Raw genomic sequence first — 16372 nt, forward strand, 5'->3', positions numbered from 1 at the left:
GTCCTACGATGCGGCCATGACCAACCCACGGGACGGCGACGCCATCCGATTCCTCCACTCAGCCGATTGGCAGCTCGGTATGACCCGGCGGTTCCTCGGAGACGAGTCCCAGGCCGTATTCACGGCGGACAGGCTCGCGGCCGTGGAGGCACTCGGTGGGTTGGCGGAGCGACACGGGGCACAGTTCGTGGTGGTCGCGGGCGACGTGTTCGAGGACAACGCGGTGCCCCGGTCGGTGGTACTCCGCGCGGTCGAGGCCCTGTCCGCGTTCCCGGTGCCGGTGCTGGTGCTGCCGGGCAACCACGACCCACTGGACGTGTCCTCGGTGTTCCGGTGCAGGGACTTCTCCCCGGCGCTCGAGGGCGGGGCCGTCGTGGTCCTCGACGGTTCGGGCCCGGTCGAGGTCGTCCCCGGCGTCGAGGTGGTCGGCGTCCCGTGGACGTCCAAGCGCCCGGACCCATCGCGGTTACCGGCGCTTCTGGCGTCTCTCGAACCCACTGACTCCGTGCGGGTCCTCGTGGCGCACGGGGGTACCGACGAGATCTACGGCGGGCACTCCCCGTCGGTCGAGGCGATCGCCGTGGCTTCGCTCGAGGAGGCGACCGAGTCCCGCCGCCTGGACTACGTGGCGCTCGGGGACAGGCACTCGGTCACCCGCGTGGGCTCCGGCGGGCGCATCTGGTTCTCGGGGAGTCCGGAGACCACGGACTTCAACGACGTGGAGAAGGACTCCGGCAACGTCCTGCTGGTCGAGCTCGGTGGGAGAGATCCGTCGGGCGAGAGGCGAGCGTGCGAGGTCACCCCGCTGGCGACGGGCCGGTGGTCCTTCCTGGCGGTGGACGCGGAGATTGATACGGACGGGGACCTCGACTCCCTCGCCGAGCGGATCGAGGCGGTGCAGGACAAGCCGCGCACCGTGTTGAAACTCGGGCTGACCGGCACCGTCGGGGTGGCCCTGCGCGCGCGGATCGATGCGCTCCTGGAGACCTGGGACGCGGTGTTCGCCTCCGCGTTTCTGCGCCAGTCACGCACCCACCTCGTGGTCCGCGCGGAGGACTCGGACTTCACGGATCTCGTGGACGGGTACGCGGGCCGCGCGGTCGCGGACCTCGTCGACATGGCGGCCACCGGCGGGGTGGACGCCGAGGACGCCGGGCACGCCCTGAGCTTGCTGTACCGGCTCGTGGACGGGGGAACGCGATGATCCTGCACCGGTTGACGATCGAGGACTTCCGCGGGGTGGTGCGCGAGGAGGTCGACCTGCCCCCGCGTGGGGTGCTGGTGATCGAGGGCCCCAACGAGTCGGGGAAGACCAGCCTCATGGACGCCCTGGAGATGCTTCTCGAGCACAAGGCCTCGTCCGGGCGTGCCGAGATCAAGGCCGCCAGCCCTGTCGGCAGGGACGTTCCCGTGGTGGTGGAGGCCGAGTTCTCCGTCGACGGCGAACGGATGCGCTACCGCAAGGAGTTCGTCCGCGGCAAACGCACCTCCCTCGAGTTCCCGGGTTCGGCACGCACGGCGATGGCGGGAGACGACGCCCACGACTTCGTCCGCGACCTGTTGGACCGTCAGGTCGACAGGTCACTGTGGCGCGCCCTGCGCATAGCCCAGGACGAACCTCTGGGCCAGGTCGACGCGGCCAAGGGTATGGACTCTCTCCGCCGCGCGTTGGACGCCGCGGCGGGCGGTGAGGACCCGACCGGCGACGACTCGCTGGTCGAGCGCGTCGCCGAGGAACGCAATCGCTATCTCACTGCGCGGCGGGGCGAGCCGACCGGCGACCTGGCGCGGTCGGAGTCCCGGCTCATCGAGGCGCGGGCCGCGCTGTCCGAGGCACGGGCCCGGCACTCGGAACTCGACGCGGCGGTCGCGGACCACGAAGCCCGGTCCGCCGTCCATCGCGCGCGACTCGACTCGCTCGCCACGCTCGAGAAGGAAGTCGGGCGTCTCGAGGCCGCGGGCCGGGCAGTCGCGGACCTCAGAGGGGTCAGCGCATCCGCCGATGCCGAGGTCGACCGGGCGGTGGCCGCGCATGACGCCGCGCTGCGCGAGCAACGAGAGCGTCGGGAACTCATCGACAGGGCGATGACCGAACAGCGGAGGGAGACCGATCTGCGGGCGGCCGCCGCCACCGCGGCCGAGAGGCTGGAACCCGCCCAGCAGCGGGCCCGTCGGGCGAGGGCCGAACTGGAGGCGGCGGAGAAGCGAGTGATCCGGGCCCGCACCCGCCTCGATGCCGCACGCGCGGTCGAGGAGGGCGACCGCAGGCGTGCGGACCTCGAGCACCTGGAACGACTCCTCGGGATCCTGACAGAGGTGGGGGACGAGCTGCGCCGCAAGGAGGCGGAGCTCGCCGCGGTCGACGTCGCCGATGACTCGGTCGACGCCATCCGCCGCGCGGACGAGACGCTGCGGGAGGCCGTCATCCGGTCCGCAGCCAGTGCTCCCCGGGTGGAGATCACCGGTGAGGGCGAGTTCCGGGTCGGAGGGGAGGGACTCGACGCCTCTGCGGGGTGGACGCACGAGATCGTGGAGGACACCGTCTTCGAGGTCGGGACGGTCTCGCTGACTGTCGTCCCCGCGGGTGACACGGACTCCGTCCGACGGGACGAGCAGTCCGCTCGCCTCCGGCTGGACCACCTTCTCGCGGAGCTCGGTGTGGAGAACCCCACGGAGGCGGAGGAACGCTCCCGGCGGGCGGGCGCCCTGCGTGCCGAGATCGAGGCACTGCGTCGACGGCGATCGGACCTCCTCGGCGGCGAGACGGCGGATGATCTCACCGCGAGGCGGGACGACCTGCGCTCACGGGTCCCGGCCGGGACCGTGCCGTCCGGCCAGGTCGCGGAGGGGCGGGAAGGCGGGGCCGTCGCGGAGGGGGAGGGCGATCCGGAGACCGAGTACGCCGCCGCGGAGGAATCGGTCGTCCGCTGCAGGGCGGAGGATCGCGCCGCATCCGCCGAGGCCGAAACACTCCGCACCGAGTACGCGACCCGTATCGCACTGGCAGACGAGGCAGCCGGCCGGCACGGTGAGTGCGGGGAGGCGCTGTCGGCCGCGCGTGACGCCGCCCCGGACCTCAGCCTCGAGGAGAGGGCGGGGGAGGCGCGCCTCCGGGCAGAGACCGCCCGTGGGAAGGCACGGGAGGCGAAGGCGGAATTGGACGAGGCGCTCGCCGACGCGCCGCCCGGTCTGCTGGACAACGCCCGGGCCTCACTGTCCTCACTGGCCGCCGAGGAACGCGAATCGGCTGCTGCCGTCGCCACGTCGATGGGCCGGGTCAACGCGATCGGCGACCAGGGCCGGCTCGAGGGGGTCGCTTCCGCCGAGCGCGAACTCGAGGCGGCGGAGAGGGAGAACGCCGCGCTGTGGCGCCGAGCCCGTGCGGCGGACCTGCTCCACCGCACACTCGCGGCGCGTCGATCGGAGGCTCTGCTCGCGTACCAGGCCCCGTTCCACAGGGCGGTCGTCGAACTCGGTTCCCTCGTGTACGGGCGTGACTTCGACGTCAGGCTCGGCGAGGATCTGACCATCCTGTCCAGGCGGGTCGGGGATGTGACCGTCGACTACGAATCGCTGTCCGGGGGCGCCAGGGAGCAGTTGGCGGTGATCGTCCGGATCGCCTGTGCGCGACTCGTCGGTGACGACGGCGTCCCCGTTTTCCTCGACGACACCATGGGTTATACGGATCCCTCTCGCCGACTCACCATGGGAGCGGTCATCGCCGCGGCTGCGGCGACGTCACAGGTCATCGTGCTCACGTGCGACCGCGCCCGGTTCGCGGGCATCGGGGGCGCACACACCCACGTCATGCAGAGGTCTGGCGCCGATCGCGAGTGAACGCCGTTGACGGCGGCGGGCGCCCCGGAGCGGTGGTGGAGGAATGCCGAGTGGGTCGTCGTGCTGTAATAGCCCCATGACGGAGACACGCTGGTTGAGCGATGAAGAGCAGCGCATGTGGCGCCGGTACCGCGATGTGAACCAACTGCTCGAACTCGCCATGGAGCGCCAACTCCAGCGGGACGCCTCGATGTCTCAATCCGATTACTCGGTTCTGGTGAGCCTCAGTGAGGCCGACAACCGGGGACTCCGGGCGAGGGAACTCGGCGCCGCACTCGGCTGGGACCGCAGCCGGGTCTCTCACCAGGTCCGGCGTATGGAGGGGCGCGGCCTGGTGGCCAAGGGAGAATGCGCGGAGGACGGTCGCGGGACCGTCGTCACCCTCACCGAGGCGGGCGCCCAGGCGATCGCGTCAGTGGCCCCCAAGCACGTCGAGAAGGTCCGGGAGTTGTTCATCGACGTGCTCTCCGAGCACGAGGTACTCGCACTCACCGACATCTACGAGCGAGTCGTCGACCGCATCGGTGAGGTGGACGGAATCACCCGGCCCACCTGACGCGGAGCGGGAGAGACGAGAAGGGCCCGGGCAACCGCCCGGGCCCTTCTCGTCTTGCTTGTGCCCCCGAAGGGAATCGAACCCCTGACCTTTGGTACCGGAAACCAACGCTCTATCCCCTGAGCTACGAGGGCGGGATACCGACCCTCACGGGCCGGAGGCCGCTCCAGCGGACACCCCGCACTGGCGGGGATCGCTCGAACAGCGAGACTGATCGTAGCACCGGCGGTCAGGCAGGGCCGCATCGGGCCCGTCGGGGCTCGGACGGGTCGCCCGGACAGACGTCCGATTCCCCCCGCGACGTGCCGACACCTAGGATAGGAAGACGTGACTCCCGCCGATCTCGCCGCCGTCATCCGCGCCGCCCTCATCTCCGTTCTCGCCGACCGCGGGGCCGACACGTCGGTCGTTCCGGAGTCGGTGACGGTGGAGCGGCCGCGCAACCCCGAGCACGGGGACTACGCGACGAACATCGCTCTCCAACTGGCCAAGAAGGTGGGGTCGGCCCCTCGCGAGTTGGCGCAGGATCTCGCGACCGCGCTGGTGGCCGACCCGGGCGTGGCCTCGGCCGAGATCGCGGGACCGGGGTTCCTCAACATCCGTCTCGATTCCGGGGCCCAGGGCTCGCTCGTTGCCACCGTGCTCTCCGCGGGCGAGGAGTACGGCAACGGGGGCGCGATGGCCGGCCGCCGGGTGAACCTGGAGTTCGTCTCCGCGAACCCTACCGGGCCCATTCACCTGGGCGGAACACGCTGGGCGGCGGTCGGTGACGCCCTCGGTCGTGTGCTCGAGGCCTCCGGCGCAGCGGTCACGCGTGAGTACTACTTCAACGACCACGGTGCGCAGATCGACCGCTTCAGCCGTTCGCTGGCCGCGGCTGCTCGCGGCGAGGCGACCCCCGAGGACGGCTACGCGGGGGCGTACATCCAGGACATCGCGTCGAACGTGGTCGCCGAGCACCCGGACGTGCTGGAGCAGCCGGAGTCCGAGGCCCTCGAGACGTTCCGAGCGTTCGGCGTGGACCTGATGTTCAGCCACATCAAGAACTCGCTGGCCGAGTTCGGAACCGTCTTCGACGTCTACACCCACGAGAACTCGATGTTCACCTCCGGTGCGGTGGACCGCGCGATCGAGACGCTCAAGGGCAACGGGAACCTCTACGAGTCCGAGGGCGCCTGGTGGCTCCGGTCCACCGCGTTCGGTGACGACAAGGACCGGGTCGTGCTCAAGTCCGACGGCGACGCCGCCTACATCGCCGGCGACATCGCCTACTTCCTGGACAAGCGCGAACGCGGCTTCGACCTGTGCATCTACATGCTGGGAGCCGACCACCACGGGTACATCGCCCGGCTCAAGGCCGCCGCAGCGGCCCTGGGCGATGACCCGGCGACGATCGAGGTGCTCATCGGTCAGATGGTCAACCTCGTCAGGGACGGCGCCCCGGTCAAGATGAGCAAGCGGGCGGGAACCGTCATCACGCTCGACGACCTCGTCGACGCCATCGGCGTCGATGCCGCGCGGTACGCGCTGATCCGGTCCTCGGTCGACCAGACCATGGACATCGACCTGGCGCTGTGGACGTCGGCGACGAACGACAACCCCGTCTTCTACGTGCAGTACGCGCACGCCCGTCTCTGCTCCCTGGCGCGCAACGCCGCCGATCTGGGGGTCACCCCCGAGGGCGCGGACCTGGCGCTGCTCACCGAGGACCGGGAGGGTGCGCTCATCCGCACCATCGGTGAATTCCCCCGGGTCGTCGCCAGCGCCGCGGACCTGCGCGAGCCCCACCGCATCGCGCGCTACCTCGAGGAGTTGGCCGCCGCGTATCACCGCTTCTACGACACCTGTCGTGTGCTGCCGATGGGTGACGAGGAGCCGGGCCCGCTGCACGCCGCCCGGTTCGCGTTGAGTACGGCCACCCGGCAGACCCTCGCGAACGGCCTCCGCCTGATCGGCGTCAGCGCACCGGAGAAGATGTGAGCGCCCACCCCGCCGGGGCCCGGCACGAGGTCCCGCACGCGCCGGGGATCGGTGAGCGGCCCGCCGACGCGAACGACGTCATGGCACTGGCGCCCTCCGTGTGGCCACGCGGTGCCGACCGGCGCGACGACGGAGTGGTGGAGTTCGCGGGTGTCACCGCGAGCGAGCTCGCCGCGGAGTTCGGTACGCCACTGTTCGTGATCGACGAGGACGATTTCCGCTCCCGGTGCCGCGAGATGGCGGAAGCGTTCGGCGGGGCGGACCGCGTGCACTACGCATCCAAGGCGTTCCTGACCACGGAGACTGCTCGCTGGGTCGCCGAGGAGGGGCTGGGGCTGGACGTCGCCTCGGGCGGCGAGCTCGCGATCGCGCTGAGGGCCGGGTTCCCGCCCGAACGGATCACCGTCCACGGAAACAACAAGTCAGCGGACGAGCTGCGCCTGGCCGTCCGCAGTGGCGTCGCCCACGTCGTGATCGACGCGATGTCGGAGATCGAGATCCTCGACCGGATCGCCGGTGAGGAGGGCGTCGTCCAGGACGTGTTCATCCGGGTCACGGTCGGCGTCGAGGCCCACACCCACGAGTTCATCGCGACCGCCCACGAGGACCAGAAGTTCGGCTTCTCGCTCGCGGGCGGTGCGGCGATGCAGGCCGTCCGCGCGGTGTTCGACGCGCCGAACATCCGGCTGACCGGGCTGCACAGTCACATCGGGTCCCAGATCTTCGACATCGACGGGTTCGAACTCGCGGCGCGACGGGTGATCGGACTGCTGCGCGAGATCGTCGACGAGTTCGGCGCCGAGCGGACAGCTCAGCTCGACCACCTCGATCTCGGCGGCGGTCTCGGCATCAGCTACGTCTCATCGGACGATCCGCCGCCGGTGGCCCAGTTGGCGGCGTCCCTGCGGGAGATCGTCGAGGGTTTCGCCCGGGATGCCGGCCTCGTCCCTCCGACGCTGGTCGTCGAGCCCGGTCGTGCCATCGCCGGCCCGGGCACGGTCACGCTGTACGAGGTGGGCGTGGTCAAGGACGTCGAGCTCGCGGGCGGGGAGAACCGGCGCTACATCAGTGTCGACGGCGGGATGAGTGACAACATCCGCACGGCCCTGTACGACGCCGTCTACGACGCCCGGCTGGTGGGACGCTCGTCAGACGCCGAGCCAGTGGTGTCCAGGCTGGTCGGCAAACACTGCGAAAGCGGCGACGTGGTGGTGCGCGACCTGTGGATGCCGGAGGACGTGGGTGGCGGTGACCTGGTGGCCGTCGCGGCCACGGGCGCATACTGCTACTCCATGTCGAGCCGATACAACATGATCGGGCGACCCGCCGTGGTGGCGGTGCGCGACGGGCGGGCACGATTGGTGCTGCGCCGTGAGACCCTGGACGATCTGACGAGCCTGGAGGTGGGACAGTGAGCGACGCAAGCGCGTCAGGCGTGCGACCCGTGGGGGTGGCGGTGCTCGGGATGGGCACCGTCGGATCCGAGGTCATCCGCTACATGACCGAGAACGCCGACGCACTAGCGGCCCGCATCGGCGCGCCCCTGGCCCTCCGCGGCGTGGCGGTGCGCGATCTCACAAAGGATCGCGGGCTCGATCCGGACCTGCTCACCGCGGACCCGTCGTCGTTGGTCGCGCGCGACGACGTCGACGTCGTCGTCGAGCTCATGGGCGGCATCGACGTGCCGCGTCCGCTCCTCCTCGAGGCGCTGCGCCACGGCAAGGCCGTGGTGACGGCCAACAAGGCGCTGCTCGCGGAGTACACGGACGAACTGGCGGCGGTGGCCGACTCCACGCACACCGATCTGTACTTCGAGGCGGCCGTGGCCGGTGCTATCCCGGTGATCGGCCCGCTGCGCCGATCGATGGCCGGCGACCAGGTGGAGCGCGTGCTGGGGATCGTCAACGGCACCACCAACTACATCCTGTCGGAGATGGGTTCGACCGGGGCCGACTACTCGGAGACCCTCGCGGAGGCCTCCCGTCTCGGGTACGCCGAGGCCGACCCCACGGCCGATGTCGAGGGGTATGACGCGGCCGCCAAGGCCGCCATCCTCGCGTCGATCGCGTTCCACAGCCGCGTCACCGCCGGGGATGTCTACCGCGAGGGCATCTCGCGGATCTCGCCGGACGACTTCGAGTCGGCCCGCGACATGGACTGCACCATCAAGCTGCTCGCCATCTGCGAGAAGCTCACCCAGTCGGACGGGTCCGAGGCCGTGTCGGCGCGCGTGTACCCGGCGCTGCTGCCCAACACCCACCCGCTCGCCACGGTGAACGGGGCGTTCAACGCCGTCGTCGTCGAGGCGGAGGCCGCCGGTCGACTCATGTTCTACGGTCAGGGTGCGGGAGGTTCCCCGACCGCCTCCGCGGTCCTGGGCGACATGGTCGCCGCCGCCCGCAACAAGGTCGGTGCGGGTCGCGCCCCGGGGGAGTCGACGTACGCCGATCTTCCGGTCGCCTCCATGGACGAGATCTCGACGCGCTATCACGTGCGCATGCGGGTCGCCGACAAGCCGGGCGTGCTCGCCCTCGTCGCCGCCGAGTTCTCGCGGCACGGCGTCTCCATCGCACAGGTGCGACAGACCGAGGTCGAACTGCCGGAGACCGAGCTCGACGATGTCGAGCCCTCCGCGGAGCTCACCGTCCTGACCCACCGGGCGTCGGAGCGCGCGCTCTCCGACACCGTGGCAGCACTGTCGGATCAGGACGCCGTCACGGCCATCACCAGCGTCATCCGTCTCGAGGGAGTGGACACCGAATGAGCAACACCCACCAGCCCGTGCACAGCCGGTGGCCCGGCCTCATCGAGGCCTACCGCGACCGACTCCCGATCGGGGACGACTGGGAGCCGGTGACGCTCTACGAGGGCGGGACCCCGCTCATTCGCGCGACCCACCTGTCCGCCGTGACGGGTTGCGAGGTGTACCTCAAGGTCGAGGGCCTCAACCCGACCGGATCCTTCAAGGACCGGGGCATGACGATGGCGGTGACGGATGCCAAGGCTCGCGGCCAGAAGGCCGTCCTCTGCGCGTCGACTGGCAACACGTCCGCATCGGCGGCCGCCTATGCCACCCGTGCCGGGATGGAGTGCGCCGTGCTCATCCCGCAGGGCAAGATCGCCGCCGGCAAGCTCGCCCAGGCCGTGATGCACGGGGCCACCATCATCCAGGTCGACGGCAACTTCGACGACTGCCTGGAGTTGGCCCGCAAGACCACCGCCACCTACGCCGAGATCGGGTTGGTCAACTCGGTCAACCCGGTCCGGATCGAGGGACAGAAGACGGCGGCGTTCGAGATCGTCGATGTTCTCGGGCGCGCCCCCGACCTGCACTTCCTGCCCGTCGGCAACGCGGGCAACATCACCGCGTACTGGAAGGGTTACACCGAGTACCACGCCGATGGGATCATCTCGTCCCGCCCGCGGATGATGGGTGTGCAGGCCGCCGGCGCCGCACCGCTGGTCGACGGCGCCCCGGTCAAGAACCCCGAGACCATCGCCACCGCCATCCGGATCGGCTCCCCGGCGTCGTGGGACGGCGCGGTGACCGCCCGCGACGAGTCCGGGGGGACGTTCCGCAAGCGCACCGACGAGCAGATCCTCGAGGCGTACCGCATGGTCGCCGGCAAGGATGCCGTCTATGTCGAGCCCGCCTCCGCGGCCTCGGTGGCGGGGTTGCTCGACGCGCACGCGGGCGGTGAGCTGGAGGCGGGACAGACCATCGTGTGCACCGTGACCGGCAACGGACTCAAGGACCCCGACACCGCCCTACTGGGGATGCCCGAGGTCGAGGCCATCCCGGTGGATCCGTCGGCCGTCGCCGGCGCCCTCGGCCTGCAGTGAGCGAGGTGAGCGGTCCCGGCCCGGAGGTCTTCGGCAGCTCGGGTGGGCACATCCTGCCGGTCGGGCGCACGGTCACGATCGAGGTACCGGCGTCCAGCGCGAACCTCGGGCCGGGTTTCGACGCTCTCGGGGTGGCCCTGGGGCTGTACGACACGATCACGGTGACCACGATCGACTCCGGCCTCGAGTTGGAGGTGTCGGGGGAGGGCGCCGGTCAGGTTCCCGAGGACGCCTCGCACCTGGTGGCCAAGGCCGTCGAGGCCGGGCTGCGTGCCGGTGGCGTGGGTGTGCCGGGCGTACGGATCTCCTGCCGGAACGCGATCCCGCACTCCCGCGGTCTCGGGTCGTCGGCGTCCGCCGCGGTCGGCGGACTGGTCGCGGCGAACGGTCTGATGGGCGGGGTGCTGACGAACGACCACCTGGTCCAGCTCTCGAGCGAGTTCGAGGGCCACCCGGACAACGCGGCGGCCAGTGTCCTCGGCGGGGTCGTGGTGTCGTGGACGGAGCGCTCGGCGACCGGCGTGCACTACCGTGCGGTCCGCATGGAGGTGGATCCCTCGATCGTCGCCACCGTTCTGGTGCCGTCCGAGACGTCGTCGACCGCGCAGACCCGCGGCCTGCTCCCGGCCACCGTCCCGCACGAGGACGCGGCCTTCAACGCGAGCCGCGCCGCGCTGATGTCGGTCGCGCTCGCGGCCCATCCGGAGTTCCTGCTGGCCGCGACCGAGGATCGGCTCCACCAGTCCTACCGGGCCCCGGCCCTGGTCGGCACCACCGAGTGGGTCACCAGACTGCGTGAGCGGGGTCTCGCGGCGACGGTCTCCGGCGCCGGCCCGACCGTGCTGGTGTTGGGCACCGACGGGTTGCCGACCGACCTGCGCGCCGATGCCGAGGCGCAGGGATGGACGGTGCTGGACCTGCAGATCGCGGACGGTGCCCGGGTCGTGGCCGGAGACTGACACCCGGTCGGGCGACGCCCCGTCCGATCGGTAGAGCGTCCCTTCGAGACCCCGTCGGAGGGATTCAGTCGGACGCCTCCGGGGCGATCGTCGTGATCTCGTAGTCGCCCGCGGCGTGGCGCGCCCGGATCCTGATCTTGTCGAACTTTCCGACCGTGGTCTGCGGGATGTGGTCGACGAAAGCCCAGTGATCCGGGCGCTTCCAGTTCTCCACGACGCCCTCGAGACCCTCCCAGAGGGCGCGGGCGGACGCGGTCGCCCCGGTCTTGAGCTGGACCAGGACGAGCGGCCGGTTGCCCCAGCGTTCGTCCGGGACACCGACCACGGCCACCTCTGCGACCCGGTCGTCGAGCAGGACCGCGTGTTCGAGTTCGACCGTCGAGATCAGTTCACCGCCGGAGGCGATGATGTCGTCGACCCGGTCCACCACGTCGAGGTAGCCCTTGGGGGAGATGCTGGCCACGTCCCCGGTGCGTAGCCATCCGTCGACGAAGCGATCGGAGGCCTCGTCGCCGAGGTAGCGGGCCGTCACCCACGGGCCGCGGATCTGGAGTTCGCCGACGGACCACCCGTTGTTGTGCTGGACCCGGCCGCCGTCCACGATGCGTGCCTTCACTCCGGCGGGGAACCGTCCCTGACCGAGCATCTGTGCGCGTCGCCGGGTCGCGGAGGAGTGGGGGTCCGGTCGCGCGAACGTCGCGATGGGGCTGGACTCGGTGAGTCCGTAGGCCTGCATGATCGTGACCCCGTGACGCTCGACGAACGCGTCGAACAGGGCCTCGGGGACGGGTGATCCGCCGACGAGGACCTCGCTGAGATGGCCGATCGGCTGCGGGTGGGTCTCCAGCCGCCGGAGGAGTCGTTGGAGGGTCGCCGGCGTGGTGGCCATCTTGTTCGGCCGGAACTCGCGGAGGAGGTCGGCCATGTCGTGCCCAGTGTTGATCACCCGACCCGGGCGGGGCCGGGCGGTGATGAGGCCGGCGCCGGTCATGAAGGCGGCGTACGGCAGTCCCCAGGACATGACGTGATACATCGGGACGGTCGTCAGGACGGTGTCGCCACTGCGCAGGGCGGCGCTCTCGGCCATGGACATCTGCATCGAGTGGAGCCAGATGGACCTGTGGGTGTAGGCCACGCCCTTGGAGGCGCCCGTGGTGCCGGAGGTGTAGGCGATCGCGGCGGCGGAGCGTTCGTCGAGGTCGGGCCACGGGTAGGTGGTGGGCTGGCCGTCGAGGAGGGCCTCGAGGGCGTGGACCTCCGCGCCGATGTCACCGCAGTCGGTGGGTATCCGACTGTCGACGACGACGAGGTGGCGCAGCGACTCGACCTGTGCGGCCACCGGGAGGACCGCGGGGAGCAGTTCGGGGTCCACGAGGACGACTCCGACCCGGTTGTCGCTCAGGACGGAGACCATGAACTCCACTGATCGGAGGACGTTCACCGGGAGGGCGACCGCGCCCATCGCGGGGAGGGCGAACATCGCCTCGACGACCTCGGTGCGGCTGCCGGACAGGATGCCCACCACATCGCCGGGTCGTACCCCGAGCCCGGCGAGGGCGTGCGCGGTGGCGGCCGCGCGGGAGGCCAGCACGTCGTATCGCACCGGACGGGGTTCCAGGTCGCCGACGAATCCGGTGACAGTGGACCCACCGTGTCGTTCCGCCGCGTGCTCGAGGATCCGGGACACGAGCAGTGGCGTGTCCAGCATCGTTCCGAGCACGGTCACCTCCGAGGTCGTGTGGCCCTTGTCGTGTGCTGTACGTTACCGCCCGCATCCGACGCGGTGACCGCCAGTCGCGACTCGCGGAAGGGGGACCTGCGCGCGATCGGCCACAGAGTAGTATGCTTGCACCCAGCCACGGGCGCCCGGTCGTCCCAGCATTCCGAGTCAATCCTCGCAGCACCCTCCGCACCAGGTCGGTGTGGTGTGGATCGGACTCGGTGGGACAGGCCGATCGGCGAGTGGCGTACAGGGATCCCCACTATCGAGCGGTTCTCCCCTCACGAGGATCCCCCTCAGACGAAAGATCCGTGTCCGGCCACGTTGCCGCCACGGAAGGCCCCAGCGGCCACCCCGGGACGCCGAGTCCGCTTCCCGGACACCTGCTCGATGCGAGGCGGCGTACACCGCCCCGGCCCCGGGCCCAGAAAGGATCCCCGTGACCTCGACGGACACCACTTCCACGCCAGCACAGGGTGCCTCGCTGTCGGCGATGCGCCTCAACGACCTCAAGTCGCTGGCCCAGCAGATGGGCCTCAAAGGCCTGTCGGGTAAGCGCAAGGGCGACCTCGTCGCGATGATCGAGGGCGCCCGGGGTGGCAGGCCCGCGCCGGCCCGTGAGCCCGCCCCGAAGACCGCGCCCGCCCCGAAAACCGAACCCGCGGTGGCCGACGAGCCTGCGGCGAAGGCCGAGTCGGCTCCGGAGAAGACGCCGGACCGCGATGAGGCGTCTGCACGAGACGAGGCGTCTGCACGGAGCGGGGCGCCCGCCCCGCCGACCGAGTCCGGCCGACGGGATCGTGGCGACAGGGCCGGGGGCGGTGCGGAGAACCCCCGGGGCGGGTCGGATGACTCCGACTCCGGTCGCCAGGGGGACCGCTCCAGTCGCGAGGACGGCAACCGCGGTGGCGGGCAGCGTCAGGGGCGCAACCAGCAGAACCGGGATCAGCAGGGCGGCCGCAACCGCGATCAGCAGGGCGGCCGCAACGACCAGGGCAACCAGGGCGGCAACCGCGATCAGCAGGGCGGACGCAACGACCAGTCCGACCAGGGCGGCGGCGACAACGGCCCGCGCGGTGACGGTCAGAACCGTGATGACGACGGAGGGGGCCGCGGCCGTCGCAGCCGCCGGCGCCGCGAGCGCAATCGCGGCGGGGGGCGCCCGGCCGAGGGTGAGACGGAGGTGCGGGACGACGACGTCCTGCAGCCGGTCGCGGGCATCCTCGACGTGCTGGACAACTACGCGTTCGTCCGCACGTCCGGCTACCTGGCGGGACCCAACGACGTCTACGTCTCCATGAACATGATCCGTCGTCACGGCCTGCGTCGCGGTGACGCGATCACCGGCGCGGTGAAGATGCCCCGCGACGGCCAGAACGACGGCCAGGGCGGCGGCCAAGGCGGCGGCGGGGGCCAGGGTGGCGGCAAGAACCGTCAGAAGTTCAACCCGCTGGTTCGCATCGACACCGTCAACGGTGGCCCGGTGGACCAGGTCCGCAATCGCCCGGACTTCGCGAAGCTCACCCCGCTGTACCCCAACCAGCGACTGCGCCTCGAGACCGAGAAGAACATCATCTCGACCCGCGTGATCGACCTGATCATGCCGATCGGCAAGGGGCAGCGCGCGCTGATCGTCTCCCCGCCCAAGGCCGGTAAGACCACGATCCTGCAGAACATCGCCAACTCGATCGCGGTCAACAACCCGGAGTGCCACCTCATGGTCGTCCTCGTCGACGAGCGGCCGGAGGAGGTCACCGACATGCAGCGTTCGGTGAAGGGCGAGGTCATCGCCTCGACCTTCGACCGTCCGCCGTCGGACCACACCCAGGTCGCGGAGCTCGCGATCGAGCGGGCCAAGCGTCTGGTGGAGATGGGGCAGGACGTCGTCGTCCTCCTCGACTCCATCACGCGACTCGGCCGCGCCTACAACAACTCCTCGCCCGCCTCGGGTCGCATCCTGTCCGGCGGCGTCGACTCCACGGCCCTGTACCCGCCCAAGCGGTTCCTCGGCGCGGCGCGCAACATCGAGAACGGTGGATCGCTGACGATCATCTCCACCGCGATGGTGGAGACCGGCTCGGCCGGCGACACGGTGATCTTCGAGGAGTTCAAGGGCACCGGCAACGCCGAGCTCAAACTGGACCGTCGCATCGCCGAGCGGCGGGTGTTCCCCGCGGTCGACGTGGGACCCTCGGGGACGCGCAAGGAAGAGCTGCTCATGACCCCCGAGGAAGCCGGGATCATGCACAAGTTGCGCCGCGTGCTCTCGGGGCTGGACTCCCACCAGGCCATCGACCTGCTCATGTCGCAGTTGCGCAAGACCAACAACAACTACGAATTCCTGCTGCAGGTGGCCAAGACGACGCCCACCCTGCCGCAGGACGAGGAGTGACCGGGAGCGAGGGACGGTCGCCGTCCTCGATCGACGACGTCCTGGCCGAGTACGGGGGCCTCGAGACGCAGTTGTCCGACCCCGCTCTGCACGAGGACGCCACCGCCGCCCGCCGGGTGGGCAAACGCTTCGCCGAGCTCACCCCGATCGTGCAGTGTCACCGTGCGCTGGTGTCCACGCGCGAGGACGCCGCCGCGGCGCGGGAGCTCGCCGGCGACGATTCCTCGTTCGCCGGGGAGGCCGAGGAGCTGGAGGCTGAGGCGGCCGAGCTCGAGACCCGCTTGGCCGACCTGCTGGCGCCCCGCGACCCACACGATGCGGACGACGTGGTCATGGAGATCAAGTCGGGGGAGGGCGGCGAGGAGTCCGCACTGTTCGCCGCCGACCTCGCCCGCATGTACACGCGGTACGCCGAGAAACACGGATGGGTGATCGAGGTCCTGGGCCTCACCGAGTCCGACCTCGGCGGGTACAAGGACGCGACCTTCTCCATCCGGGCTCGCCAGCCGTCTCGCGACGGGGTGTGGTCCCGCCTCAAGTTCGAGGGCGGGGTGCACCGGGTCCAGCGGGTGCCGGTCACCGAGTCCCAGGGCCGGGTCCACACCTCGGCCGCGGGCGTGTTCGTCTACCCGGAGCCCGAGGACGTGGGTCCGGTCGAGATCGACGAGTCCGACCTGCGCATCGACGTCTACCGCTCATCCGGCAAGGGCGGGCAGGGCGTCAACACCACCGACTCCGCGGTGCGGATCACCCACCTGCCCACCGGCACGGTCGTCACGTGTCAGAACGAACGCAGTCAGCTGCAGAACAAGCAACGCGCGCTACAGGTGCTCGCGGCGCGACTCCAGGCCGCCGCCGAGGAGGCCGCCAACGCCGAGGCGTCTGAAGGCCGGGCCACCCAGGTCCGCACCGTCGACCGGTCGGAGCGCATCCGCACCTACAACTTCCCGGAGAACCGCATCGCCGACCACCGGGTGGGGTTCAAGGCGCACAACCTCGACGCGGTGCTCGACGGGGACCTCGACGCGGTGCTCGACGCCCTCGCCACCGAGGAACGGCGGCGACGAATGGAAGAGGCCTAGTCC

11 protein-coding genes and 1 tRNA gene are annotated in these 16372 nt (G+C 70.6%); 10 read left to right on the plus strand and 2 right to left on the minus strand.

Going from position 1 to position 16372, the window contains the following annotated elements:
- Nucleotides 1–16: 16 nt before the first annotated feature.
- The 3 genes from Q2K20_RS06740 (at nt 17) to Q2K20_RS06750 (ending at nt 4393) form a co-directional block, all read left to right on the plus strand.
- On the plus strand, nt 17–1204 hold the full coding sequence (locus Q2K20_RS06740) for an exonuclease SbcCD subunit D (RefSeq protein WP_119191787.1): 1188 nt from the start codon (nt 17–19) through the stop codon (nt 1202–1204).
- A complete protein-coding gene (locus Q2K20_RS06745) occupies nt 1201–3837 on the plus strand; it encodes an AAA family ATPase (RefSeq protein WP_132060916.1) in 2637 nt (878 codons plus the stop codon). The genes Q2K20_RS06740 and Q2K20_RS06745 overlap by 4 nt, the downstream gene beginning before the upstream one ends.
- A 76-nt stretch (nt 3838–3913) precedes the next feature.
- Complete coding sequence (locus Q2K20_RS06750) at nt 3914–4393, plus strand: MarR family winged helix-turn-helix transcriptional regulator (RefSeq protein WP_227022013.1); 480 nt, start codon at nt 3914–3916, stop codon at nt 4391–4393.
- 61 nt (nt 4394–4454) lie between these two features.
- On the opposite strand, the gene Q2K20_RS06755 is transcribed toward Q2K20_RS06750, so the two are convergent.
- Nucleotides 4455–4527 (minus strand) — tRNA-Arg (locus Q2K20_RS06755).
- 193 nt (nt 4528–4720) lie between these two features.
- On the opposite strand from Q2K20_RS06755, the gene argS reads away from it, so the two are divergent.
- The 5 genes from argS to thrB are packed head-to-tail and all read left to right on the plus strand — an operon-like array spanning nt 4721 to nt 11175.
- Entirely contained in the window at nt 4721–6373 is a 1653-nt protein-coding gene (gene argS, locus Q2K20_RS06760; protein WP_132060919.1) for an arginine--tRNA ligase, read from the plus strand.
- On the plus strand, nt 6370–7788 hold the full coding sequence (gene lysA / locus Q2K20_RS06765; RefSeq protein WP_067718365.1) for a diaminopimelate decarboxylase: 1419 nt from the start codon (nt 6370–6372) through the stop codon (nt 7786–7788). The genes argS and lysA overlap by 4 nt, the downstream gene beginning before the upstream one ends.
- Complete coding sequence (locus tag Q2K20_RS06770; RefSeq protein ID WP_163375942.1) at nt 7785–9137, plus strand: homoserine dehydrogenase; 1353 nt, start codon at nt 7785–7787, stop codon at nt 9135–9137. Before lysA ends, Q2K20_RS06770 begins: the two co-directional genes overlap by 4 nt.
- Nucleotides 9134–10216, plus strand: coding sequence for a threonine synthase (gene thrC, locus Q2K20_RS06775; RefSeq protein ID WP_069389615.1), 1083 nt, complete (start codon nt 9134–9136; stop codon nt 10214–10216). Before Q2K20_RS06770 ends, thrC begins: the two co-directional genes overlap by 4 nt.
- On the plus strand, nt 10213–11175 hold the full coding sequence (gene thrB / locus Q2K20_RS06780) for a homoserine kinase (RefSeq protein ID WP_096905249.1): 963 nt from the start codon (nt 10213–10215) through the stop codon (nt 11173–11175). Before thrC ends, thrB begins: the two co-directional genes overlap by 4 nt.
- A gap of 64 nt (nt 11176–11239) precedes the next feature.
- On the opposite strand, the gene Q2K20_RS06785 is transcribed toward thrB, so the two are convergent.
- Nucleotides 11240–12901, minus strand: coding sequence for a long-chain-fatty-acid--CoA ligase (locus Q2K20_RS06785; RefSeq protein WP_269501115.1), 1662 nt, complete (start codon nt 12899–12901; stop codon nt 11240–11242).
- A gap of 433 nt (nt 12902–13334) precedes the next feature.
- Here Q2K20_RS06785 and rho point away from each other — a divergent pair, with 433 nt between their 5' ends.
- Together rho and prfA are read left to right on the plus strand one after the other, a co-directional pair.
- Nucleotides 13335–15287 (plus strand): transcription termination factor Rho, encoded by a 1953-nt coding sequence (rho, locus tag Q2K20_RS06790; RefSeq protein ID WP_269501117.1) that lies wholly within the window; start codon nt 13335–13337, stop codon nt 15285–15287.
- Nucleotides 15284–16369 carry a peptide chain release factor 1 gene (gene prfA, locus Q2K20_RS06795; RefSeq protein ID WP_067718354.1) on the plus strand — a complete coding sequence of 362 codons (1086 nt, stop codon included), beginning with the start codon at nt 15284–15286 and terminating at the stop codon, nt 16367–16369. Before rho ends, prfA begins: the two co-directional genes overlap by 4 nt.
- The last annotated feature ends 3 nt before the right edge of the window (nt 16370–16372 follow it).

The organism is Dietzia sp. IN118, from assembly GCF_032905965.1.
GTDB classification, from domain to species: Bacteria; Actinomycetota; Actinomycetes; order Mycobacteriales; family Mycobacteriaceae; genus Dietzia; species Dietzia kunjamensis.

What these genes read in the sequence shown, in the direction of transcription:
- Q2K20_RS06740 (WP_119191787.1), top strand. Translation starts at nt 17, where the DNA reads ATGACCAACCCACGGGACGGCGACGCCATCCGATTCCTCCACTCAGCC.
- Q2K20_RS06745 (WP_132060916.1), top strand. Translation starts at nt 1,201, where the DNA reads ATGATCCTGCACCGGTTGACGATCGAGGACTTCCGCGGGGTGGTGCGC.
- Q2K20_RS06750 (WP_227022013.1), top strand. Translation starts at nt 3,914, where the DNA reads ATGACGGAGACACGCTGGTTGAGCGATGAAGAGCAGCGCATGTGGCGC.
- thrC (WP_069389615.1), top strand. Translation starts at nt 9,134, where the DNA reads ATGAGCAACACCCACCAGCCCGTGCACAGCCGGTGGCCCGGCCTCATC.